The 17,768-nt window shown below is 63.9% G+C and carries 17 protein-coding genes; 11 read left to right on the top strand and 6 right to left on the bottom strand.

Features of this window, described 5'->3' with window-relative positions; genetic code table 11:
* Positions 1-13: 13 nt before the first annotated feature.
* The 6 genes from dnaN (at position 14) to A9K71_RS14205 (ending at position 5,503) form a co-directional block, all read left to right on the top strand.
* Positions 14-1,132, top strand: a complete 1,119-nt coding sequence (dnaN, locus tag A9K71_RS14230) for a DNA polymerase III subunit beta (protein WP_066996395.1) — start codon at positions 14-16, stop codon at positions 1,130-1,132.
* An 86-nt stretch (positions 1,133-1,218) separates the two neighbouring features.
* Positions 1,219-2,379, top strand: a complete 1,161-nt coding sequence (gene recF, locus A9K71_RS14225; protein ID WP_066996392.1) for a DNA replication/repair protein RecF — start codon at positions 1,219-1,221, stop codon at positions 2,377-2,379.
* 215 nt (positions 2,380-2,594) lie between these two features.
* Positions 2,595-3,350, top strand: a complete 756-nt coding sequence (locus A9K71_RS14220) for a molybdopterin-synthase adenylyltransferase MoeB (protein WP_066996389.1) — start codon at positions 2,595-2,597, stop codon at positions 3,348-3,350.
* Positions 3,351-3,354: 4 nt separating this feature from the next.
* Positions 3,355-3,843, top strand: coding sequence for a GNAT family N-acetyltransferase (locus tag A9K71_RS14215; RefSeq protein WP_066996386.1), 489 nt, complete (start codon positions 3,355-3,357; stop codon positions 3,841-3,843).
* The gene (locus A9K71_RS14210) at positions 3,840-5,093 is read left to right on the top strand and encodes an aconitase X catalytic domain-containing protein (protein ID WP_082980512.1); all 1,254 of its coding nucleotides are present in this window, start codon (positions 3,840-3,842) and stop codon (positions 5,091-5,093) included. The genes A9K71_RS14215 and A9K71_RS14210 overlap by 4 nt, the downstream gene beginning before the upstream one ends.
* Positions 5,090-5,503, top strand: a complete 414-nt coding sequence (locus A9K71_RS14205) for a DUF126 domain-containing protein (protein WP_066996383.1) — start codon at positions 5,090-5,092, stop codon at positions 5,501-5,503. The genes A9K71_RS14210 and A9K71_RS14205 overlap by 4 nt, the downstream gene beginning before the upstream one ends.
* A gap of 14 nt (positions 5,504-5,517) precedes the next feature.
* Here the strand turns inward: A9K71_RS14205 and A9K71_RS14200 are convergent, their stop codons facing one another.
* The gene (locus A9K71_RS14200; protein WP_066996380.1) at positions 5,518-6,519 is read right to left on the bottom strand and encodes a D-glycerate dehydrogenase; all 1,002 of its coding nucleotides are present in this window, start codon (positions 6,517-6,519) and stop codon (positions 5,518-5,520) included.
* A gap of 168 nt (positions 6,520-6,687) precedes the next feature.
* On the opposite strand from A9K71_RS14200, the gene A9K71_RS14195 reads away from it, so the two are divergent.
* A complete protein-coding gene (locus tag A9K71_RS14195; protein ID WP_066996495.1) occupies positions 6,688-7,245 on the top strand; it encodes an SH3 domain-containing protein in 558 nt (185 codons plus the stop codon).
* A 110-nt stretch (positions 7,246-7,355) separates the two neighbouring features.
* On the opposite strand, the gene irrA is transcribed toward A9K71_RS14195, so the two are convergent.
* A complete protein-coding gene (irrA, locus tag A9K71_RS14190; protein WP_066996377.1) occupies positions 7,356-7,787 on the bottom strand; it encodes an iron response transcriptional regulator IrrA in 432 nt (143 codons plus the stop codon).
* 241 nt (positions 7,788-8,028) lie between these two features.
* Between irrA and fabA the strand changes: the two genes are divergently transcribed.
* The 4 genes from fabA (at position 8,029) to A9K71_RS14170 (ending at position 12,373) form a co-directional block, all read left to right on the top strand.
* The gene (gene fabA, locus A9K71_RS14185) at positions 8,029-8,544 is read left to right on the top strand and encodes a 3-hydroxyacyl-[acyl-carrier-protein] dehydratase FabA (RefSeq protein ID WP_027165888.1); all 516 of its coding nucleotides are present in this window, start codon (positions 8,029-8,031) and stop codon (positions 8,542-8,544) included.
* A gap of 127 nt (positions 8,545-8,671) precedes the next feature.
* A complete protein-coding gene (gene fabB / locus A9K71_RS14180; RefSeq protein WP_066996374.1) occupies positions 8,672-9,892 on the top strand; it encodes a beta-ketoacyl-ACP synthase I in 1,221 nt (406 codons plus the stop codon).
* Positions 9,893-9,904: 12 nt separating this feature from the next.
* On the top strand, positions 9,905-10,717 hold the full coding sequence (fabI, locus tag A9K71_RS14175) for an enoyl-ACP reductase FabI (RefSeq protein WP_066996371.1): 813 nt from the start codon (positions 9,905-9,907) through the stop codon (positions 10,715-10,717).
* A gap of 102 nt (positions 10,718-10,819) precedes the next feature.
* Positions 10,820-12,373: a bifunctional diguanylate cyclase/phosphodiesterase gene (locus A9K71_RS14170; protein WP_066996368.1), complete on the top strand. Its 1,554-nt coding sequence runs from the start codon at positions 10,820-10,822 to the stop codon at positions 12,371-12,373.
* 70 nt (positions 12,374-12,443) lie between these two features.
* Here A9K71_RS14170 and A9K71_RS14165 read toward each other — a convergent pair whose 3' ends face one another.
* From A9K71_RS14165 to corA, 4 genes are all read right to left on the bottom strand, one after another.
* A complete protein-coding gene (locus tag A9K71_RS14165; protein WP_066996365.1) occupies positions 12,444-13,454 on the bottom strand; it encodes a class I SAM-dependent methyltransferase in 1,011 nt (336 codons plus the stop codon).
* A gap of 81 nt (positions 13,455-13,535) precedes the next feature.
* The gene (pnp, locus tag A9K71_RS14160) at positions 13,536-15,686 is read right to left on the bottom strand and encodes a polyribonucleotide nucleotidyltransferase (protein ID WP_066996362.1); all 2,151 of its coding nucleotides are present in this window, start codon (positions 15,684-15,686) and stop codon (positions 13,536-13,538) included.
* A 384-nt stretch (positions 15,687-16,070) separates the two neighbouring features.
* Entirely contained in the window at positions 16,071-16,382 is a 312-nt protein-coding gene (rpsO, locus tag A9K71_RS14155; protein ID WP_275955123.1) for a 30S ribosomal protein S15, read from the bottom strand.
* Between the two features lie 147 nt (positions 16,383-16,529).
* The gene (gene corA / locus A9K71_RS14150; RefSeq protein WP_066996492.1) at positions 16,530-17,624 is read right to left on the bottom strand and encodes a magnesium/cobalt transporter CorA; all 1,095 of its coding nucleotides are present in this window, start codon (positions 17,622-17,624) and stop codon (positions 16,530-16,532) included.
* Positions 17,625-17,768: the final 144 nt, after the last annotated feature.

The following is a 17,768-nucleotide window of genomic DNA, read 5'->3' as shown; positions in this document are numbered from 1 at the left end:
AGCCTGTTTCGTCATGCGTGTTATCCTGGAACGATCCAATCTCCTGAAGTCCCTCAACCACGTCCATCGCGTGGTGGAGCGGCGCAACACCATCCCAATTCTGTCGAATGTGCTGCTCAGCGCCGAGGGCGCCAGCCTGGAAATGAAGGCCACCGACCTCGACCTTGAAGTGACCGAAGCCACGCCGGCCAAGGTCGAGCGCGGCGGCGCGACGACGGTTCCGGCGCATCTGCTCTACGACATCGTGCGCAAGCTGGCCGACGGCGCCGAGGTGATGCTGAAGACCGACGAGGACGGCAACGCTATGACCGTCACGTCCGGGCGCTCCAGCTTCCGCCTGCAGTGCTTGCCGCAGTCCGATTTCCCGGAGCTTTCAGCCGGCTCCTTCTCGCACATCTTCCGGCTCGATTCGGTGGCGCTCAAGGGCCTGATCGAGAAGACGCAGTTCGCGATCTCGACCGAAGAGACGCGCTACTATCTCAACGGCATCTTCCTGCACACGCATGAGGCGGGCGGCAAGCTGAAGCTGCGCTCGGTCGCGACCGACGGGCACCGACTGGCGCGCGCCGAGATCGACGCGCCGGCAGGCTCCGAAGGCATGCCCGGCATCATCATCCCGCGCAAGACGGTGAGCGAGCTGCAGAAGCTGGTCGACGACCCGGATATCGCGGTGACGACAGAGCTATCGGATACCAAGATCCGCTTCACCATCGGCAGCGTCATCCTGACCTCCAAGCTGATCGACGGCACCTTCCCCGATTATCAGCGCGTCATCCCGACCGGCAATGACAAGAAGCTGGTTATCGACCGCCAGAGCTTTGCCGCCGCCGTCGACCGCGTCTCGACCATTTCGTCCGAGCGCGGCCGAGCCGTGAAACTGTCGATCAATGACGGCCAGCTCACGCTCGCCGTCAACAATCCGGATTCCGGCAGCGCAACCGAGGAGCTGGCGGCCGAATACTCGTCCGACCCGATCGAGATCGGCTTCAACGCCAAATATCTGCTCGATGTCGCCGCCCAGCTCACCGGTTCGGAAGCCAAGTTCATGCTGGCGGATGCCGGGTCTCCGACGCTGATCCACGACATGGCCGACGAGACCGCGCTCTACGTGCTGATGCCGATGCGGGTCTAGGCTTTGTCCCTTTGTTGACGCAATTCCGGACGGAAAACCGCTATGCACTTTTCCCGGAATTGCTCTAGCAGGCCTCACATGTCGCCGTGACCTCGGACGCTAAACAGCTTCGGCAGCAGAGCTATATAAGTAAGCTTACACTTACAAATTTTCGCAACTATGCGGGACTTTCGCTTGAGCTCGGCCCCGGCGCTGTCGTGCTGTCCGGCGACAATGGCGCCGGCAAGACCAATCTGCTCGAAGCAGTCTCGCTGCTGACGCCGGGGCGCGGGCTGCGCCGCGCGCCTTACGCCGACGTCTCCCGCGAGGGCGGCGATGGCGGCTTTGCCTTGCATGCGCGCATCGAAGGACCGGAAGGTCAGGTCGAAATCGGCACCGGCATTGCCGGCGGCGATGGTGCCGCGGAAGGCGGCAGGCGCGTGCGCATCAACGGCGCGCCGGCAAAATCGGCCGAGGATATGCTCGAATGGCTGCGGGTCGTCTGGCTGACGCCGGCGATGGACGGGCTGTTTCCAGGGCCGGCCGCCGACCGCCGCCGCTTCCTCGACCGGCTGGTGCTGGCGATCGACCCCGGCCACGGGCAGCGCGCGCTCGATTACGAGAAGGCGATGCGTGGCCGTAACCGTTTGCTTACGGAAGGCTCGCGCGACGCCGGCTGGTTCGACGCGATCGAGATGCAGATGGCCGAAACCGGGGTGGCGATCGCGGCGGCCAGGGCCGAGCTGGTGCGGCTGCTTGCGGCCATGATCGACAAGCTGCCGGGCAGCGGCCCGTTTCCGCAGGCCGACATCAGCCTCGCCGGCGAATTGGAAAGCGAAATCGCGGTCACACCGGCAGTCGACGTCGAGGAGCGATTCCGCGCCATACTCGCCAATGGCCGCGAGCGCGACCGCGCCGCCGGCCGCACGCTCGACGGTCCGCACCGCTCCGACCTCGCGGTCCGTCACCGGCCGAAGTCGATGCCGGCCGAATTGTGCTCGACCGGCGAGCAGAAGGCGCTGCTTGTCGGCATCGTGCTGTCGCACGCGCGGCTGACCGGCGAGATGTCGGGCCTGACGCCGATCCTGTTGCTCGACGAGATCGCCGCGCATCTCGACAGCGGCCGGCGCGCTGCGCTGTTTTCCATCCTCGAAGAGCTCAACTGCCAGGCCTTCATGACCGGCACCGACGCGGCGCTGTTTTCCAGCCTCGCCGGGCGGGCGCAATTCCTGACGGTCGATCACGGCAGCGTCGGCCCGACCGGCTGAACTGTCGAAGAGTTGAAAGCGCCTTGCACGACGATTTGTCCTGCGGGACAAGGCTTTCCCTTGTCCGTGCGTGTGCATGACAAAGCTTCGCCTTGCATGTGCATGACAAGGCTTCGCCTTGCATGTCAGTGACAAGGCTTCGCTTTGCATGTGAGTGACAAGGCTTCGCCTTGCATGTGCATGACAAGGTTTCCTGCCCGCTATATGGTCGGGCCATGACGAATGCTGCCCTCACCGACGAAGAGCTTGAGCGCTATGCCCGCCACATCGTGCTGCCCGAAATCGGCGGCCCCGGCCAGCAGAAGCTGAAGCGGGCGCGGGTGCTGGTGATCGGCGCCGGCGGGCTTGGGGCGCCTGTGCTCGAGTATCTCGCGGCGGCCGGCGTCGGCACGCTCGGCATCGTCGACGACGATGATGTCTCCTTGTCCAACCTGCAGCGGCAGGTGATCCATGGCAGCGATACAATCGGCATGGCGAAGACCGATAGCGCTTCGGCGGCGATCATGCGCATCAACCCCAATGTCAGGGTGGAACTGCATCGCCTCAGGCTGACCGAGCAAAATGCCCCTGCCCTCGTCGCCCAATACGATATCGTGGTCGACGGCTCCGACAATTTCGAGACACGCTATGCTCTGGCCGATGCCTGCGCCCAGGAAAAGAAGCCCCTGGTCACCGCTGCCGTTGGCCGCTTCGATGGCTCGGTGACGGTGCTGAAGCCATTTGAAACGGGCGCCGATGGCCAGCGCAATCCAGGCTACCGCGACCTTTTTCCGGAAGCGCCGCCCGAAGGGCTGGTGCCCTCCTGCGCCGTTGCCGGCATCGTCGGCGCGCTGACGGGCGTCATCGGCACGCTGGAGGCGATGGAGGCGATCAAGCTGATCGCCGGCATCGGCGAGCCGCTGGTCGGCCGGCTGCTGCTTTACGACGGGCTGACCGCCCGTTTCGACACCGTCCGCTACAAGGCGGTCTGAGCGCATGGATCAGTCGGCCACTCTCCTCGTCAGCGAGCTTCCGCCGGACTTCGCGCAGTGGGACGCATTGCTGGCGCTGATCCGGCGCGCCTTCGCCTATATGGACCGCGTCATCGACCCGCCATCCTCGGCGCATCATCTCACACCCGAAAACCTCAAGAGCAAGGCGGGGCAAGAAACGGCGTTCCTGGCCATGGAGAACGGCCGGATCGTCGGCTGCGTCTTTGCGTTGGAGCGGGCAGACGATTTCTATGTCGGCAAGCTTGCCGTCGAGCCCAGCCTCCAGGGGCAAGGCATAGGCGGACGGCTGATGCAGGCCGTCGACGATCTTGCCCACCGACGCGGCAAGCAGGCCCTCGAACTGCAGACGCGTATCGAGCTTACGGCGAACCACGCGGCCTTCGCCCGGCTCGGCTTTCGCGAGACAGGGCGCACCGCGCATGCGGGTTACGACAGGCCGACCTCGATCACCATGCGCAAGGTGCTGTCTTGAGCCTCGCGCTCAGCCCGGAGGAACAGGCAACCGCCGCCGGTAAGGACGGCGCGGGAATGGCGATGCGCATCGTCGCCGAGAGCGCGCGCCTGCTCGGCGCGCCACGGCTGATCCCGATCTGTTCGGCGCATATCGACGGCGCGCTCTATCATGGCGATTCCGGCACGCTGTTCGCCGAGCGGCTGGTCGAAGGCGGCGCCAGGATCGCAGTGCGCTCGACGCTCAATGTCGGGGCGCTCGACCTGACGGGCTGCTCGCGCATTCGCCTGGAAGAGCCGCAGCGCGGCATGGCGCGGCGGATGATGGATGCCTATCGCAAGCTCGGCTGCGAGCAAAGCTGGACCTGCGCGCCCTATCAGGCCGGGCACAGGCCGGCACAGGGCAGCGATGTCGCCTGGGGCGAGTCCAATGCGGTGGTGTTCTGCAACTCGGTGCTGGGCGCCCGCACCAACCGCTACGGCGATTTCCTCGACATCGCCTGCGCCATCACCGGCCGCGCACCGGATTATGGCCTGCACCGGGCCGAGAACCGCCGGGCGCGACTGGTGTTCGACGTCTCGGGCCTATCGCCTCCCTTCCTTGCTTCCGAGATCGCCTGGCCGGTGCTGGGCAGCCTCTATGGCCGCGAGGTCGGCGATACGATCGGCGTCGTCGCCGGCATCGCCAGTTACCCCGGCGAGGACGCGCTGAAGGCCTTCGGCGCCGCGGCCGCTTCCTCCGGCGCGGTCGGGCTGTTCCACATTGCAGGCGTCACGCCCGAGGCGCCCAACGTCGAAACCATTCTGGCCGGGCCTGAACCGGAGGCGATGATCCACGTCACGCCGCAGATGGCGGCGAAGGCTCGCGCCGGCCTGTCGACCGCGGCGGTGCCGAAAACCATCGATGCGGTCGCCATTGGCAGCCCGCATCTGTCCTTTGCCGAGTTCGACATGCTGGAGCGGCTGATTGCCGGAAGACGGCTCGCCGTGCCGATCTATGCCTGCACCGGCCGTCATGTGCTTGCCTTGCTGGAGCAGGACGGCCGGCGGAAGAGGCTCGAAGCAAGCGGGGTGATCATCGTTGCCGACACATGCGTGGTGGTGACGCCGATCATGCCGGAACTTGCCGGCGGCGTGCTGATGACCAATTCGGGCAAGTTCGCGCATTACGCTCCAGGCAACACCGGCTATGCGGTGCTCTATGCCTCGCTCGCCGATTGCGTCGAAAGCGCGGTCGCCGGCAAGCCGCGCTTCACGGACCTCGCCGCATGAGCGCCGCCGCGGAGATATTGGTACGGGGCAAGGCCGGTAAAGGCGAAGCGCTGGTGCTGACGGCGCCGATCAGCTTCTGGGGCGGCGTCGACCCGAAGACAGGGCGCATCGCCGATGTCCGCCACCCGCAGCACGGCGAGGTGATTTCCGGCCGGGTGCTGTTCCTGCCGGGCACCATCGGCTCCTCGTCGGCTTCGGCAGTGCTGATGGAACTGGTCCACAACGGCCGCGGGCCGGCAGCCCTTATCCTGCACGAGCCGGACGCCATTCTTCTGCTCGGCCTGATCGTCGCGCGCGAAATGGGCTGGGAAACGCCTATGGCGGTGCGGCTCGGACGCGGTGTGTTCGACGCCTATCGCGGAAGCACCGTCAAAGTCGACGACGACGGCGCCGTGAGCGTCGCCGCCTGAACAAATCGTGGTTTTCAGGTCCTGAGCGGCAACACACGGTCCGGCGGGCGATGGCCGTCGAAGAAGGCGCGAATGTTGATGATCACCTTCTCGCCCATGTCGATGCGGCCTTCGAGCGTCGCCGAGCCCATATGCGGCAACAGAACGACCTTGCCCTTGTGGGCGAGCTTCAACAGCTTGCTGTTCAGCGCCGGCTCGTGTTCGTAGACGTCGAGGCCGGCGCCGGCGATCTTGCCGTCCTGGATGAGTTTGATCATCGACTCTTCGTCGATGATGTCGCCCCGCGCTGTGTTGACGATGTAGGCCGCCGGCTGCATCAGCGCCAGCCGCCGGGCCGACAGCAGATGAAAGGTCGCCGGCGTCGACGGGCAGTTGACCGAGATGATATCCATCCGCGCGAGCATCTGGTCGAGGCTTTCCCAATAGGTCGCTTCCAATTCGTCCTCGACCGCCGGCAGCACGCGGTGGCGGTTGTGGTAGTGGATGGACAGGCCGAACGCCTTGGCGCGCCTGGCGACCGCCGTGCCGATACGGCCCATGCCGACAATGCCCAGGCGCTTGCCCCAGATGCGGCGGCCGAGCATCCAGGTCGGGGACCAGCCGGCCCATTTCTTCTCGCCGGTGAGCACGTTGGCGCCTTCGGCCAGCCTGCGCGGCACGGCGAGCATCAGCGCCATAGTCATGTCGGCGGTGTCTTCGGTAAGCACGTTCGGCGTGTTGGTGACGGTGATGCCTTTCTTGGCAGCCGCCGAGACGTCAATCTTGTCGACGCCGTTGCCGAAATTGGCGATCAGCTTGAGGTTCTCGCCGGCCTGGGCGATCAGCGCGGCATCGATGTGGTCGGTGATGGTCGGGACCAGCACATCGGCTTCCTTGACCGCCGCAACCAGCTCAGGCTGGGTCATCGGCCGGTCCTCGACGTTGAGGCGCGCATCGAACAGTTCGCGCATGCGGGTCTCCACCGGATCGGGCAGCTTGCGCGTGATGACGACGAGGGGCCGTTTTTTGCCTGCCATTGTTTCCCCGAAGCTTCCTCGAAACCGATCTCGTTGAGACCTCTTTAACCAAGACAAGCGAAACTTGAAGCCAGTCGCGGTATCAGCCCACTCCTGTAACAAGCGGTGCCGCCGAAGACAAAGAAAAAGGGGCGCTCCTCCCACGGACCGGCGCCGAAAGGAATGAACGTGTCTGGTTTCGCCTCGCTCCGCCTGGCTTTCAGCGCAGCCGTTCTCGGCACTCTGCTTTGGGCGCCGCAGACATCCGCGCAAGGCGCGGCCACGTCGGCGCAGACCGTGACGCTGGGGCCGAGCGGCCTGCCGCTGCCGCGCTTCGTCAGCCTGAAATCCGGACGCGTCAATTCGCGCGTCGGTCCGGGCGCCAACTATTCCGTCGACTGGATGTACATGAAGGCCGGACTGCCGATGGAAATCATCCAGGAATTCGACACCTGGCGCCGCGTGCGCGACGCCGACGGCTCCGAAGGCTGGATCAACCAGTCGCTGCTTTCGGGCCGCCGCACCGCGATCGTCGCCCCCTGGCAGCGCGGCAAGGGCGGCCGAATCAATCTGCTCGACGATCCCGACAAGGACGCCGCCGTTGTCGCCATCCTCGAGCCAGGCGTGATGGGCTCGATCAAGAAGTGCGACGGTCAGTGGTGCGAGATGACCTTCGACGGCCATACCGGCTGGGTCGCCCAGTCGCAGGTCTGGGGCGCCTACCCGGGCGAAAAGGTCAAGAACTGATCTATTTTGTCTGGACCATGATCTGATCCAAACCGCAGGTCAGCGTAGCAAAACCGGTTCCGACTTTTCGCGATCATGGTCTTCGAGCCGTATCGCCAGATCCGGGCAGATCAGTCGCGGCGCTTGGGGCGCAGCCTCACCACGATATCGACGTTGGCGATCTCCATGCCTTCCGGAGGCTCCGGCAGGTTGGAGACGCTCACCGGGCCGCTGGCGATATCGAAGATCCGGTTCTCGCCCTCGACATAGAAGTGGTGGTGATCGGAAGTGTTGGTGTCGAAATAGGTCTTCGACCCTTCGACGGCAAGGATGCGCAGCATGCCGGCCTGGGTGAATTGATGAAGGGCATTGTAGACGGTGGCCAGCGAAACCGGCACACCGGCGGCGATCGCCTCTTCATGCAATTCTTCGGCCGAAAGGTGTCGGTCGCCCTTGGCGAAAAGCAGGTCGGCCAGCGCAATGCGCTGGCGCGTCGGCCTCAGGCCGGCTTCGCGAACCCGCTTGTCCACAGCGACATTTTCCTTCCGGCAGCCCGAATCCATCTATCCCGTCTAAGCTTGCAAGCCCCATAGACCGGTCCAGAATGGCAAAAAGAGGTCAATGCCAAAAACTGGACACCACCCGACATATATTCTGTCGCCCAAATGCGATCAATAGCGCGCATTGACCCAGGCAGGCGCACGGGTTAAGCGCAAACGCCGGTTTCCGGCCACAAACAGAGTGTGTTAGGAAACCAACGACATGGGCGCCCTGCCGCCCGGAACGAGAACGGGGACGGAATTAATGGCGGGTCAAAAGTCCAGCTACGACTACGAGGAACTGCTTGCCTGCGCCCGCGGCGAGCTGTTCGGACCGGGAAACGCCCAGCTGCCCTACCCGCCGATGCTGATGTTCGACCGCATCACCGAGATCAGCGAGACCGGCGGCGCCTTCGACAAGGGCTTCATCCGTGCCGAGTTCGACATCAAGCCGGATCTTTGGTTCTTCGCCTGCCATTTCATCGGCAATCCGATCATGCCGGGCTGCCTCGGCCTCGACGCCATGTGGCAATTAACCGGCTTCTATCTCGGCTGGCTCGGCGAACCCGGCAAAGGCATGGCGCTGTCGACCGGCGAGGTGAAGTTCAAGGGCATGGTGACGCCATCGGTCAAGAAGGTCGAATATGGCGTCGACTTCAAGCGCGTGATGCGCGGCCGCCTCGTGCTCGGCATCGCCGATGGCTGGCTCAAGGCGGATGGCGAACCCATATACGCGGCAACGGATCTGAAGGTGGGCCTGTCCAAGCAGTCCGCCGCCTGATCGCCATCGCCACGGGGCCTGGCGTGTCCGACGGATGCGCAAGGACGCCGCGGCAGTTTATTTTGCGTGTGATCGAAGGCGGGAACCAATTAGGTTTTTCGCCAAACTACGCCGGAAGGAGTTGCGAATGAGACGCGTCGTAGTGACAGGCCTCGGCATTGTGTCGTCGATCGGCAACAACGCCAATGAGGTGCAGGCCTCGCTTTACGATGCCAAGTCCGGCATCAGCTTTTCCAATTCCTTCGCCGAGCACGGTTTCCGTTGCCAGGTGTGGGGCGCGCCGACGCTCGACCCGTCGGCGATGATCGATCGCCGCGCAATGCGTTTCCTGAGCCAAGGCGCTGCCTGGAACCATGTCGCCATGGATCAGGCGATCGCGGACGCCGGGCTCGGCGAGAGCGACATCACCAATGAGCGGACCGGCATCGTCATGGGCTCCGGCGGACCCTCGACCAGGACCATCGTGGAAGCCGCCGAAACGACGCTCAAGAACAGCAGCCCGAAGCGGATCGGTCCGTTCGCGGTGCCGAAGGCGATGTCGTCGACCGCTTCGGCCACCTTGGCGACCTGGTTCAAGATCCACGGCGTGAATTACTCGATCTCGTCCGCCTGCTCGACCTCCGCGCACTGCATCGGCAATGCCTGTGAGCTGATCCAGTGGGGCAAGCAGGATATGATGTTCGCCGGCGGCCACGAGGATCTCGACTGGACGATGTCGGACCTGTTCGACGCCATGGGCGCCATGTCGTCGAAATTCAACGACAAGGCATCGGCCGCTTCGCGCGCCTATGATGTCAACCGCGACGGCTTCGTCATCGCCGGCGGCGCGGGCGTTCTGGTGCTGGAAGAGCTGGAGCACGCCAAGGCACGCGGCGCCAAGATCTACGCCGAGATCGTCGGCTACGGCGCGACCTCCGACGGCTACGACATGGTGGCGCCGTCCGGCGAAGGCGCCGTGCGCTGCATGCGGCAAGCCCTTGCAACCGTCTCGACGCCGGTCGACTACATCAACACGCACGGCACATCGACGCCGGTCGGCGATTCCAAGGAAATGGGCGCCATCCGCGAGGTGTTCGGCGACCAGATGCCGTATATCACCTCGACCAAGTCGCTGACCGGCCATTCGCTCGGCGCCGCCGGCGTCCAGGAATCGATCTACTCCATCCTGATGATGCAGGGCGGCTTCATCGGCGAGAGCGCCCATATCGAGGAGCTCGACCCCGAATTCGAGGGCATGCCGATCGTGCGCAAGCGCATCGACAACGCCAAGATCGACACCGTCCTGTCCAATTCCTTCGGTTTCGGTGGCACCAACGCAACGCTGATTTTCCAGCGCTATTCCGCATAAGGATTGCCTTTTATGGAAGGGTTGATGAAGGGCAAGCGCGGGCTTGTCATGGGGGTCGCCAACGATCATTCGATCGCCTGGGGCATCGCCAAGAAACTGTCCGAGCACGGGGCGGAGCTTGCCTTCACCTATCAGGGTGACGCCTTCGGGCGGCGGGTCAAGCCGCTGGCAGAGAAGCTCGGTGCCTCGCTGGTCGTGCCTTGCGACGTCGAGGACAGCGCCTCGGTCACCGCAACCTTCCAGACGCTTCGCGAAGTCTGGGGCGGCCTGGATTTCGTCGTTCACGCCATCGGCTTCTCCGACAAGAACGAGCTCAAGGGCCTCTACGCCGACACCAGCCGCGACAACTTCGTCCGCACCATGGTGATCTCCTGCTATTCCTTTACAGAGATCGCCCGCAATGCCGCCGCGCTGATGACGAATGGCGGCTCGATGATCACGCTGACCTATGCCGGGTCGGTGCGGGTCATGCCGAACTACAATGTCATGGGCGTCGCCAAGGCCGGACTGGAGGCAAGCGTGCGCTATCTCGCCAATGATTACGGCCCGCGCGGCATTCGGGTGAACGGCATCTCGGCAGGACCGGTGCGGACGCTCGCCGGCTCCGGCGTATCCGACGCACGCCACATGTTCTCCTATCAGCAGCGCAACTCGCCGCTGCGGCGCACCGTCACCATCGACGAGGTCGGCGGCTCGGCGCTCTACCTGCTGTCCGATCTGTCGTCGGGGGTCACAGGCGAGATCCACTATGTCGATTCCGGCTATCACATCGTCTCCATGCCGACGCTAGAGGAACTGAAGCAGAACGACGGCCCCCGCGAATAATTCGCTAACGAAAAAAGCACCTTCCAGTAAAATTGGAGGCATTGGCGGAAACCCATCTTAAGGAGGTATCCGCTAAACGGCCCTGTAGTTCAGGGACCTTGCATGTCTGCAGTCAGCAACCCGAAGCGAACACCGCTGTTCCGGCTGATCACCATCGCCAGCTCGGCCATGGGCAGTTTTATCCTCGGACTCTGGGGGTTGCGCTTCGGCTTCGGCGACGGCCTGGCCGGCATGTCTGCCGGAACGATGGCGAGTATCATCGCCGCGCTCTGTGCCCTTTCCGCCGGCGGCGCCGCGATGTCCTTCTTCGCAGGAATCGATGAATCGGCCGAATACGTCTTCAAGGAAACCCATTTCGACAAGATGACCGGCCTGCTGACGCGCCAGGCGATCGTTGGAAAGGTCGCGGCGGCGGCAGCGGAAACGCTGGAGACCGGCGAACCGGTCTATCTGATCGATATCGACATCGACCGCTTCAAGCAGATCAACGACGCCATCGGCTACAGTCATGGCGACGAGCTGATCCGCGCCTTCACCAAAAGGCTGAAGGAGAGCATGCCGGAGGATGCCGTGATCGGGCGGCTCGGCGCCGGCGAATTCGCCGTGCTCTTGCCGGACCGTGAGATCCGGGGATATCTCGAACGGTTCCTCGAAACATTCATCAACCGCATGATGGAGCCCTACCAGCTCCAGACGCATCTGCAGTCGGTCAGCATGTCCGTCGGCATCGTGGCGATGCCGAAGGACGGCGTCGATCCGGTGCTCATCCTTCGCCGCTCAAACCTGGCGCTGCAGAATGCGCGCGCAAGCGGCATCGGCAACTGGTCAGTCTTCCACGCCGACATGGGCCGCGTTGCGGACCACCGGCAATGGATTGAATCGGAGCTGAAAGCCGCCTTCGACCGCGGCGACTTCAGCCTCCACTACCAGCCGCAATTCGACCTCCAGGGCGGCCGCGTCGTCGGCTATGAAGCGCTGATCCGGTGGAAGCATCCGGAACGCGGCATGATCCCGCCGATGGAATTCATTCCGATCGCCGAGGAAACCGGCATGATCAACCCGATCGGCGAATGGGTGCTGCGCAAGGCTTGCAGCGACGCCCAGTACCTGCCGGAGGATTGCTTCGTCGCCGTCAACATCTCGCCGGTCCAGTTCATGACCAGGGACTTCGTCGGCATCGTGCGCCAGACCATGGCATCGACCGGCATCAAGCCGTCGCGGCTGGAACTCGAAGTCACCGAAACGGCGATGATGCAGGACCGCGACCGCGCGGCCGTCATCCTGCGGCAACTCGCCGAGATGGGCATCTCGGTCGCCGTCGACGATTTCGGCACCGGCTATTCCAACCTGAGCTATCTGATCGACTTCTCGTTCGGCAAGCTGAAGATCGACCGCTCCTTCGTCAGCCGCATCGATACCGATTCCAGCTCGGGCGCTGTCGTCTCGACCATCGTCGGGCTATCGCGGGCGCTCGGCGTCGGCATCATCGCCGAAGGCGTCGAGACCGAGAACCAGGCGACGCTGCTGAGAGCCGCCGGTTGCGAGGTCGTGCAGGGTTATCTGTTCGGCCGCCCCGCGCCGCTCGAGATCGAGCTCGGCGCGTTGCGCCCTGTTCATGCCAGGCGCGAGCCGGCACGCCTCGTCAGCCTGCAGTAGGGCGCTGCGTTCTTTTCCTGGAGCAATCACGGGGACGGAAAACCGTCTCACGCTTTACCTGGAATTGCTTTTAACGCCGCGCCGAAAACACCTTGAACATGCCATCGCGCGCGACCTCGGCGTGACTGGAGAAGGCTCCCGCCAGCACCTGTTCGTAGGGCAACTGCCGGTTCGCCACCATGAACAGGCGTCCGCCTGGTTTCAGCGCCTTCGACGCCGCGCGGATCATGCCAGCGCCGATGCCCGGGTCGGCAGCCCTGCCGCTGTGGAAGGGCGGGTTCATGACGATCGCGTCGTAACCTCGCTCGACCGTTTCGGTCAGCAGATCGGTCCAGAAGAAGCGCGGCTCGACTGCGGTTGCGCGGATATTGGCCTTTGCCGCCTGCAGGGCCTCGAAATCCGCTTCGTAGAGGTCGAGACCGGACAGCCCTGTCGAGCGTTCCATCACTTCGGCCGCCAGATAGCCCCAGCCGGCACAGAAATCGGCGACATTGCCCGCAAGCCCCTGCGGCAGGCTGTCCAGCAGAAGCTTCGATCCTGCGTCGACCCGATCGAAGGAGAACATGCCGGGCGCGGTGCGGAAGCGGCCTTCGACGATCAGATTAGGGTTGGCGGCGCGAAGCGCCCGGGCCGCATCCATGCCGGCCTGGCGGAACCAGAAGGCGACGCCGTGATGCTTCGGCAGGTGGGCTTCGAGCGGCGCCAGCGCGCCCACGCGCTTGCGCAGGCTATCGATGCCGTCTTCCTTGCCGCCGGCGACGACGATCAATCCGCCGGGCGCGACGCGCTCGATGGCTTCGGCGATGCGCAGCTCGTTCTGGCCGCGATGCCGGCCGGCCAGCACAAGGGCAGCATCGAAGGCCGAGCCTTCCGCCCTCGGCGTGACCGAATAGCCGGCTGCCTGCAGAGCACGAAAATGCGGCCGAAAGCCTTGCACGAGATGCAGCGCCGCAGCGACGCCGCCGGGCAAACGGAAACCAGGCTCAGCGCCAAGAAACAGGATGCGGGCATCGCTTCGCGGCCAAGGCAGCGCTTCGGCCTCAAATGGATAGAACAGCGTCTTCAGCGGCTCAGCGGCCATTCACCTACCCTTGAAGGGCGCTTGAAATAGAAACGGGCGCGACCTTGCAGCGCGCCCGTCTCAATCATGCGGTCAGGCCGATCAGGCGGCGTCTTCCTCGCCTTCCGGCTTCTTCTTTTCCTGAACGATTTCCTTGCCGGTCGCCTGGTCGACGACCTTCATCGACAGGCGCACCTTGCCGCGCTCGTCGAAGCCCATCAGCTTGACCCAAACCTTGTCGCCTTCCTTGACGACGTCGGAGGTCTTGGCGACGCGCTCATTGGCGAGCTGCGAGATGTGGACGAGGCCGTCGCGCGGGCCGAAGAAGTTGACGAAGGCGCCGAAGTCGGCCGTCTTGACGACGGTACCTTCATAGATCTCGCCGACTTCCGGCTCGGCCACGATGGTGTGGATCCACTTCTTCGCCGCCTCGATCTCCTTGGCGTTGGCCGACGCGATCTTGACCGTGCCGTCATCCTCGATGTTGATCTTGGCGCCGGTCTTCTCGACGATCTCGCGGATCACCTTGCCGCCGGAGCCGATGACGTCGCGGATCTTGTCGGTCGGGATGTGCATGACCTCGATGCGCGGCGCGAATTCGCCGAGCTCGGCGCGCGAGGAAGAGATGGCATGCGCCATCTCGCCCAGGATGTGCAGCCGGCCTTCCTTGGCCTGGCCGAGCGCGATGCCCATGATCTCCTCGGTGATGCCATCGATCTTGATGTCCATCTGCAGCGAGGTAACGCCGTTGGCGGTGCCGGCGACCTTGAAGTCCATGTCGCCGAGATGGTCCTCGTCGCCAAGGATGTCGGAGAGCACCGCGAAGCGCTCGCCTTCCTTGATCAGGCCCATGGCGATGCCGGCCACGGGTTTGGCGATCGGAACGCCGGCATCCATCAGCGCCAGCGAGGTGCCGCAGACGGTCGCCATCGAGGACGAGCCGTTCGACTCGGTGATCTCCGAGACGACGCGCAGCGTGTAGGGGAACTGGTCCGCCGAAGGCAGCATCGGGTGGATCGCGCGCCAGGCAAGCTTGCCGTGGCCGATCTCGCGCCGGCCCGGCGAGCCCATGCGGCCGGTTTCGCCAACCGAATAGGGCGGGAAGTTGTAGTGGAGGAGGAACTTCTCCTTGTACATGCCGGTCAGCGAATCGACGAACTGCTCATCCTCGCCGGTGCCGAGCGTGGCGACGACCAGCGCCTGAGTCTCGCCGCGGGTGAACAGCGCCGAACCATGGGTACGCGGCAGGACGCCGACTTCGGCGACGATCTTGCGCACGGTCTTCAGGTCGCGGCCGTCGATCCGCGAGCCGGTGTCCAGGATGTTCCAGCGTACCACCTTGGCCTGGAGTTCCTTGAAGACGCTTGCGATCTGCTCGGAGGAGTATTTCGGATCCTCGCCTTCGGCCGGCGTGAACGCGGCCTTGACCTTCGCCTTGACGGCGTCGACGGCCGCGTAGCGGGACTGCTTCTCGATGATCTTGTAGGCGTCGCGAAGCTCGTCGCCGACAACCTTCAGCATCTCGCCTTCGAGCTGCGAATGGTCCGGCGCGGTGAAGTCGCGCGGATCCTTGGCGGCGACCTCGGCCAGCTTGATGATGGCGTCGATCACCGGCTGGAAGCTCTTGTGACCGAACACGACGGCACCGAGCATGAGCTCCTCGCTGAGCTCCTTGGCCTCGGATTCGACCATCAGCACGGCGTCGGCGGTGCCGGCGACGACGAGGTCGAGCTTCGATTCCTCCATCTCGTCGATATGCGGATTGAGCACATACTCGCCGTTGATGTAGCCGACGCGGGCGCCGCCGATCGGGCCCATGAAGGGCACGCCGGACAGCGTGAGCGCGGCCGAGGTAGCGACGATCGACAGGATGTCCGGATCGTTCTCGAGATCGTGCTGGACGACGGTGACGACGATCTGGGTGTCGTTCTTGTAGCCGTCAGCAAACAGCGGGCGGATCGGGCGGTCGATCAGACGGGAAACCAGCGTTTCCTTCTCGCTCGGACGGCCCTCGCGCTTGAAGTAGCCGCCCGGAATCTTGCCGGCGGCATAGGTCTTTTCCTGGTAGTTGACGGTGAGCGGGAAGAAATCGAGGCCGGGCTTCGGCTCCTTCATCGAAACGACGGTGGCGAGAACCACGGTCTCGCCGTAGGTGGCGAGCACCGCGCCGTCAGCCTGGCGAGCGATCTTGCCGGTTTCCAGGATGAGCGGACGGCCGCCCCATTCGATTTCCACTTTGTGTTGATTGAACATATCTTGTCCTTCATGTGCGGAAAGGGCCGCGCCGTCTCAACGGTCGCGGAGCATCCCTTCCCTGGCTTCCTTCGGGCAGCCACGGGCAAGACAACGGGAAGCTCGACAGGTGGCGATTGCCGAGCGAGCATCCTGCAATCCTGCCCCATGACCGTCCATGGGCGGTTCCGAAAGGCCCTTTGCGCTTCCGGAACCGGGTCTGGCCGACCGGTCGGCCGGCCTTTTGCGCACGACGCCGGAAACCCCTGTTTCCGAGACGCGCCATGCGCGAATGCGAATTTCGAGAGCGCGCGGCGCGCTCCACTCCAGCATCGGGCACCGGAGCGACCGGTCCGCCAATGCGCGACCGGCGGGCTCTCCGCAGAGAGCCCGCCGGTCAATTCGTCAGCGACGGAGACCGAGCTTGTCGATCAGCGTCTGATAGCGCGTGTCATCCTTGCGCTTGAGGTAATCAAGCAGGCTGCGGCGCTGGGAAACGAGAGCAAGCAAACCACGGCGGGAATGGTTATCCTTCTTGTGGTCCTTGAAGTGCTCCGTCAGGTTCTTGATGCGCTCGGAAAGAATGGCAACCTGGACTTCCGGGGACCCGGTATCGCCCTTCGCGGTCGCGAATTCGGCCATCAGTTCTTTTTTGCGATCGGCAGTAATCGACATCGTGTTTTTCCTTATCTGTTCGAGGAAACGGGACGCCCTCAGCCGGGATGTCGTCCAGCAGGGGCCGGTGCAAGCAGCGCGTCAGGGCGCGAAGCTGCCGCGCATATAGTGCAATTTCCCGCAAAACACCAGCCTAATTGTCAAGCCGGCTTGTCGCATGTCCTGCCGCAAAAACAGAGGGTTCTGCTGCTACAGCCACTTCTTCCATTTGAAGAAGGCGACGAGCCCGACAGCAACGACCAGCATGAACAAAAGTGCCGCCGGGTAGCCGTAGTAGGCCTTGAGCTCCGGCATGTTCCAGGGCGAGCTATCCGGGTCGAAGTTCATGCCCCAGACACCGACGAGGAAGGTGAGCGGCATGAAGATCACCGAGACGATGGTCAGATAGGAGATGACGTCGTTGGTGCGTGCCTGGGTCAGCGACAGATGCATTTCGATCAAGCCGGTCAGCATGTCGCGCTGAGTCTCGACCAGCTCGATCAGCCGCAGCGCATGGTCGAGCGTGTCGTTGAAGAATATCTTGGTCTCGGCCTTCACGAAGAGCACGTCGTTGCGGATCAGCGTCGCCAGCGCGTCGCGCATCGGCCACAGCACGCCCTTCAGCACGTTGGCGTCGCGCCGCAATTCGTGCAACTGCCGCATCTGCTGCTTGTGGGGCGTGCTGAGCATCTGGTCTTCGATGCCGTCGACCAATTCGCTCACCGTCTCGATCGGCGGGAAATAGCTGTCGACGATGGCGTCGATCAGCGCATAGGCGAGATAGTCGGCGCCGCGCGAGCGCAGCCGGTTGGGCATGGGAGCCGCGATGCGCTTGCGCACTGGATCGAACGGGTCGCCCTCGCGCTCCTGAAAGGTGACGACGAAATTCTCGCCGAAGAACACCGCGATCTGCTCGTAGCGATGCGCGGCGACATCGTCGATCATGCGCATGACGACGAAGGCGTGGTCCTCGAAGAAATCCACCTTCGGCCGCTGGCCGGTGTTGACGACATCCTCGAGCGCCAGCGGATGAAGGTCGAAAATCCGGCCGATCTCTTCGATCAGCGGGATGTTCGCGAGCCCCGTGCAATCAAGCCAGACGACCGGCCAGCGGTCGCAATGGGTGTTGAGCTCGTCGATGCTGGCATTGTCGATGGTTTTGTATTTCTCCGGCGAGATCAACGTCAGCCGAAGCTCGCTGCGCCGCGCCGCCGGATCGGCGATCAAGGTGCCGGGCGAAGCGCCGACCGGCGGCCGGCGGATTTTCAGCGGCGCCCGCTTTCCGACGGTCTCAGCCATTGCCACAATCCTCTGGGCCATAATCCTCTGGGCCATGATTCCTCTGGGCCATGAGCTCCCCTGGGGCGCGACGTCATAGCAGATCGCTGCTCTAACCGTCGGTTTTCATGCAATTCCGACGAGAACCGTTACACGTTTTCCTGGAACTGC

The sequence above is a fragment of the Mesorhizobium sp. WSM3873 genome (assembly GCF_001672445.1).
Lineage (GTDB): Bacteria > Pseudomonadota > Alphaproteobacteria > Rhizobiales > Rhizobiaceae > Mesorhizobium.
This window is presented reverse-complemented; position numbering and strand designations above follow the sequence as displayed.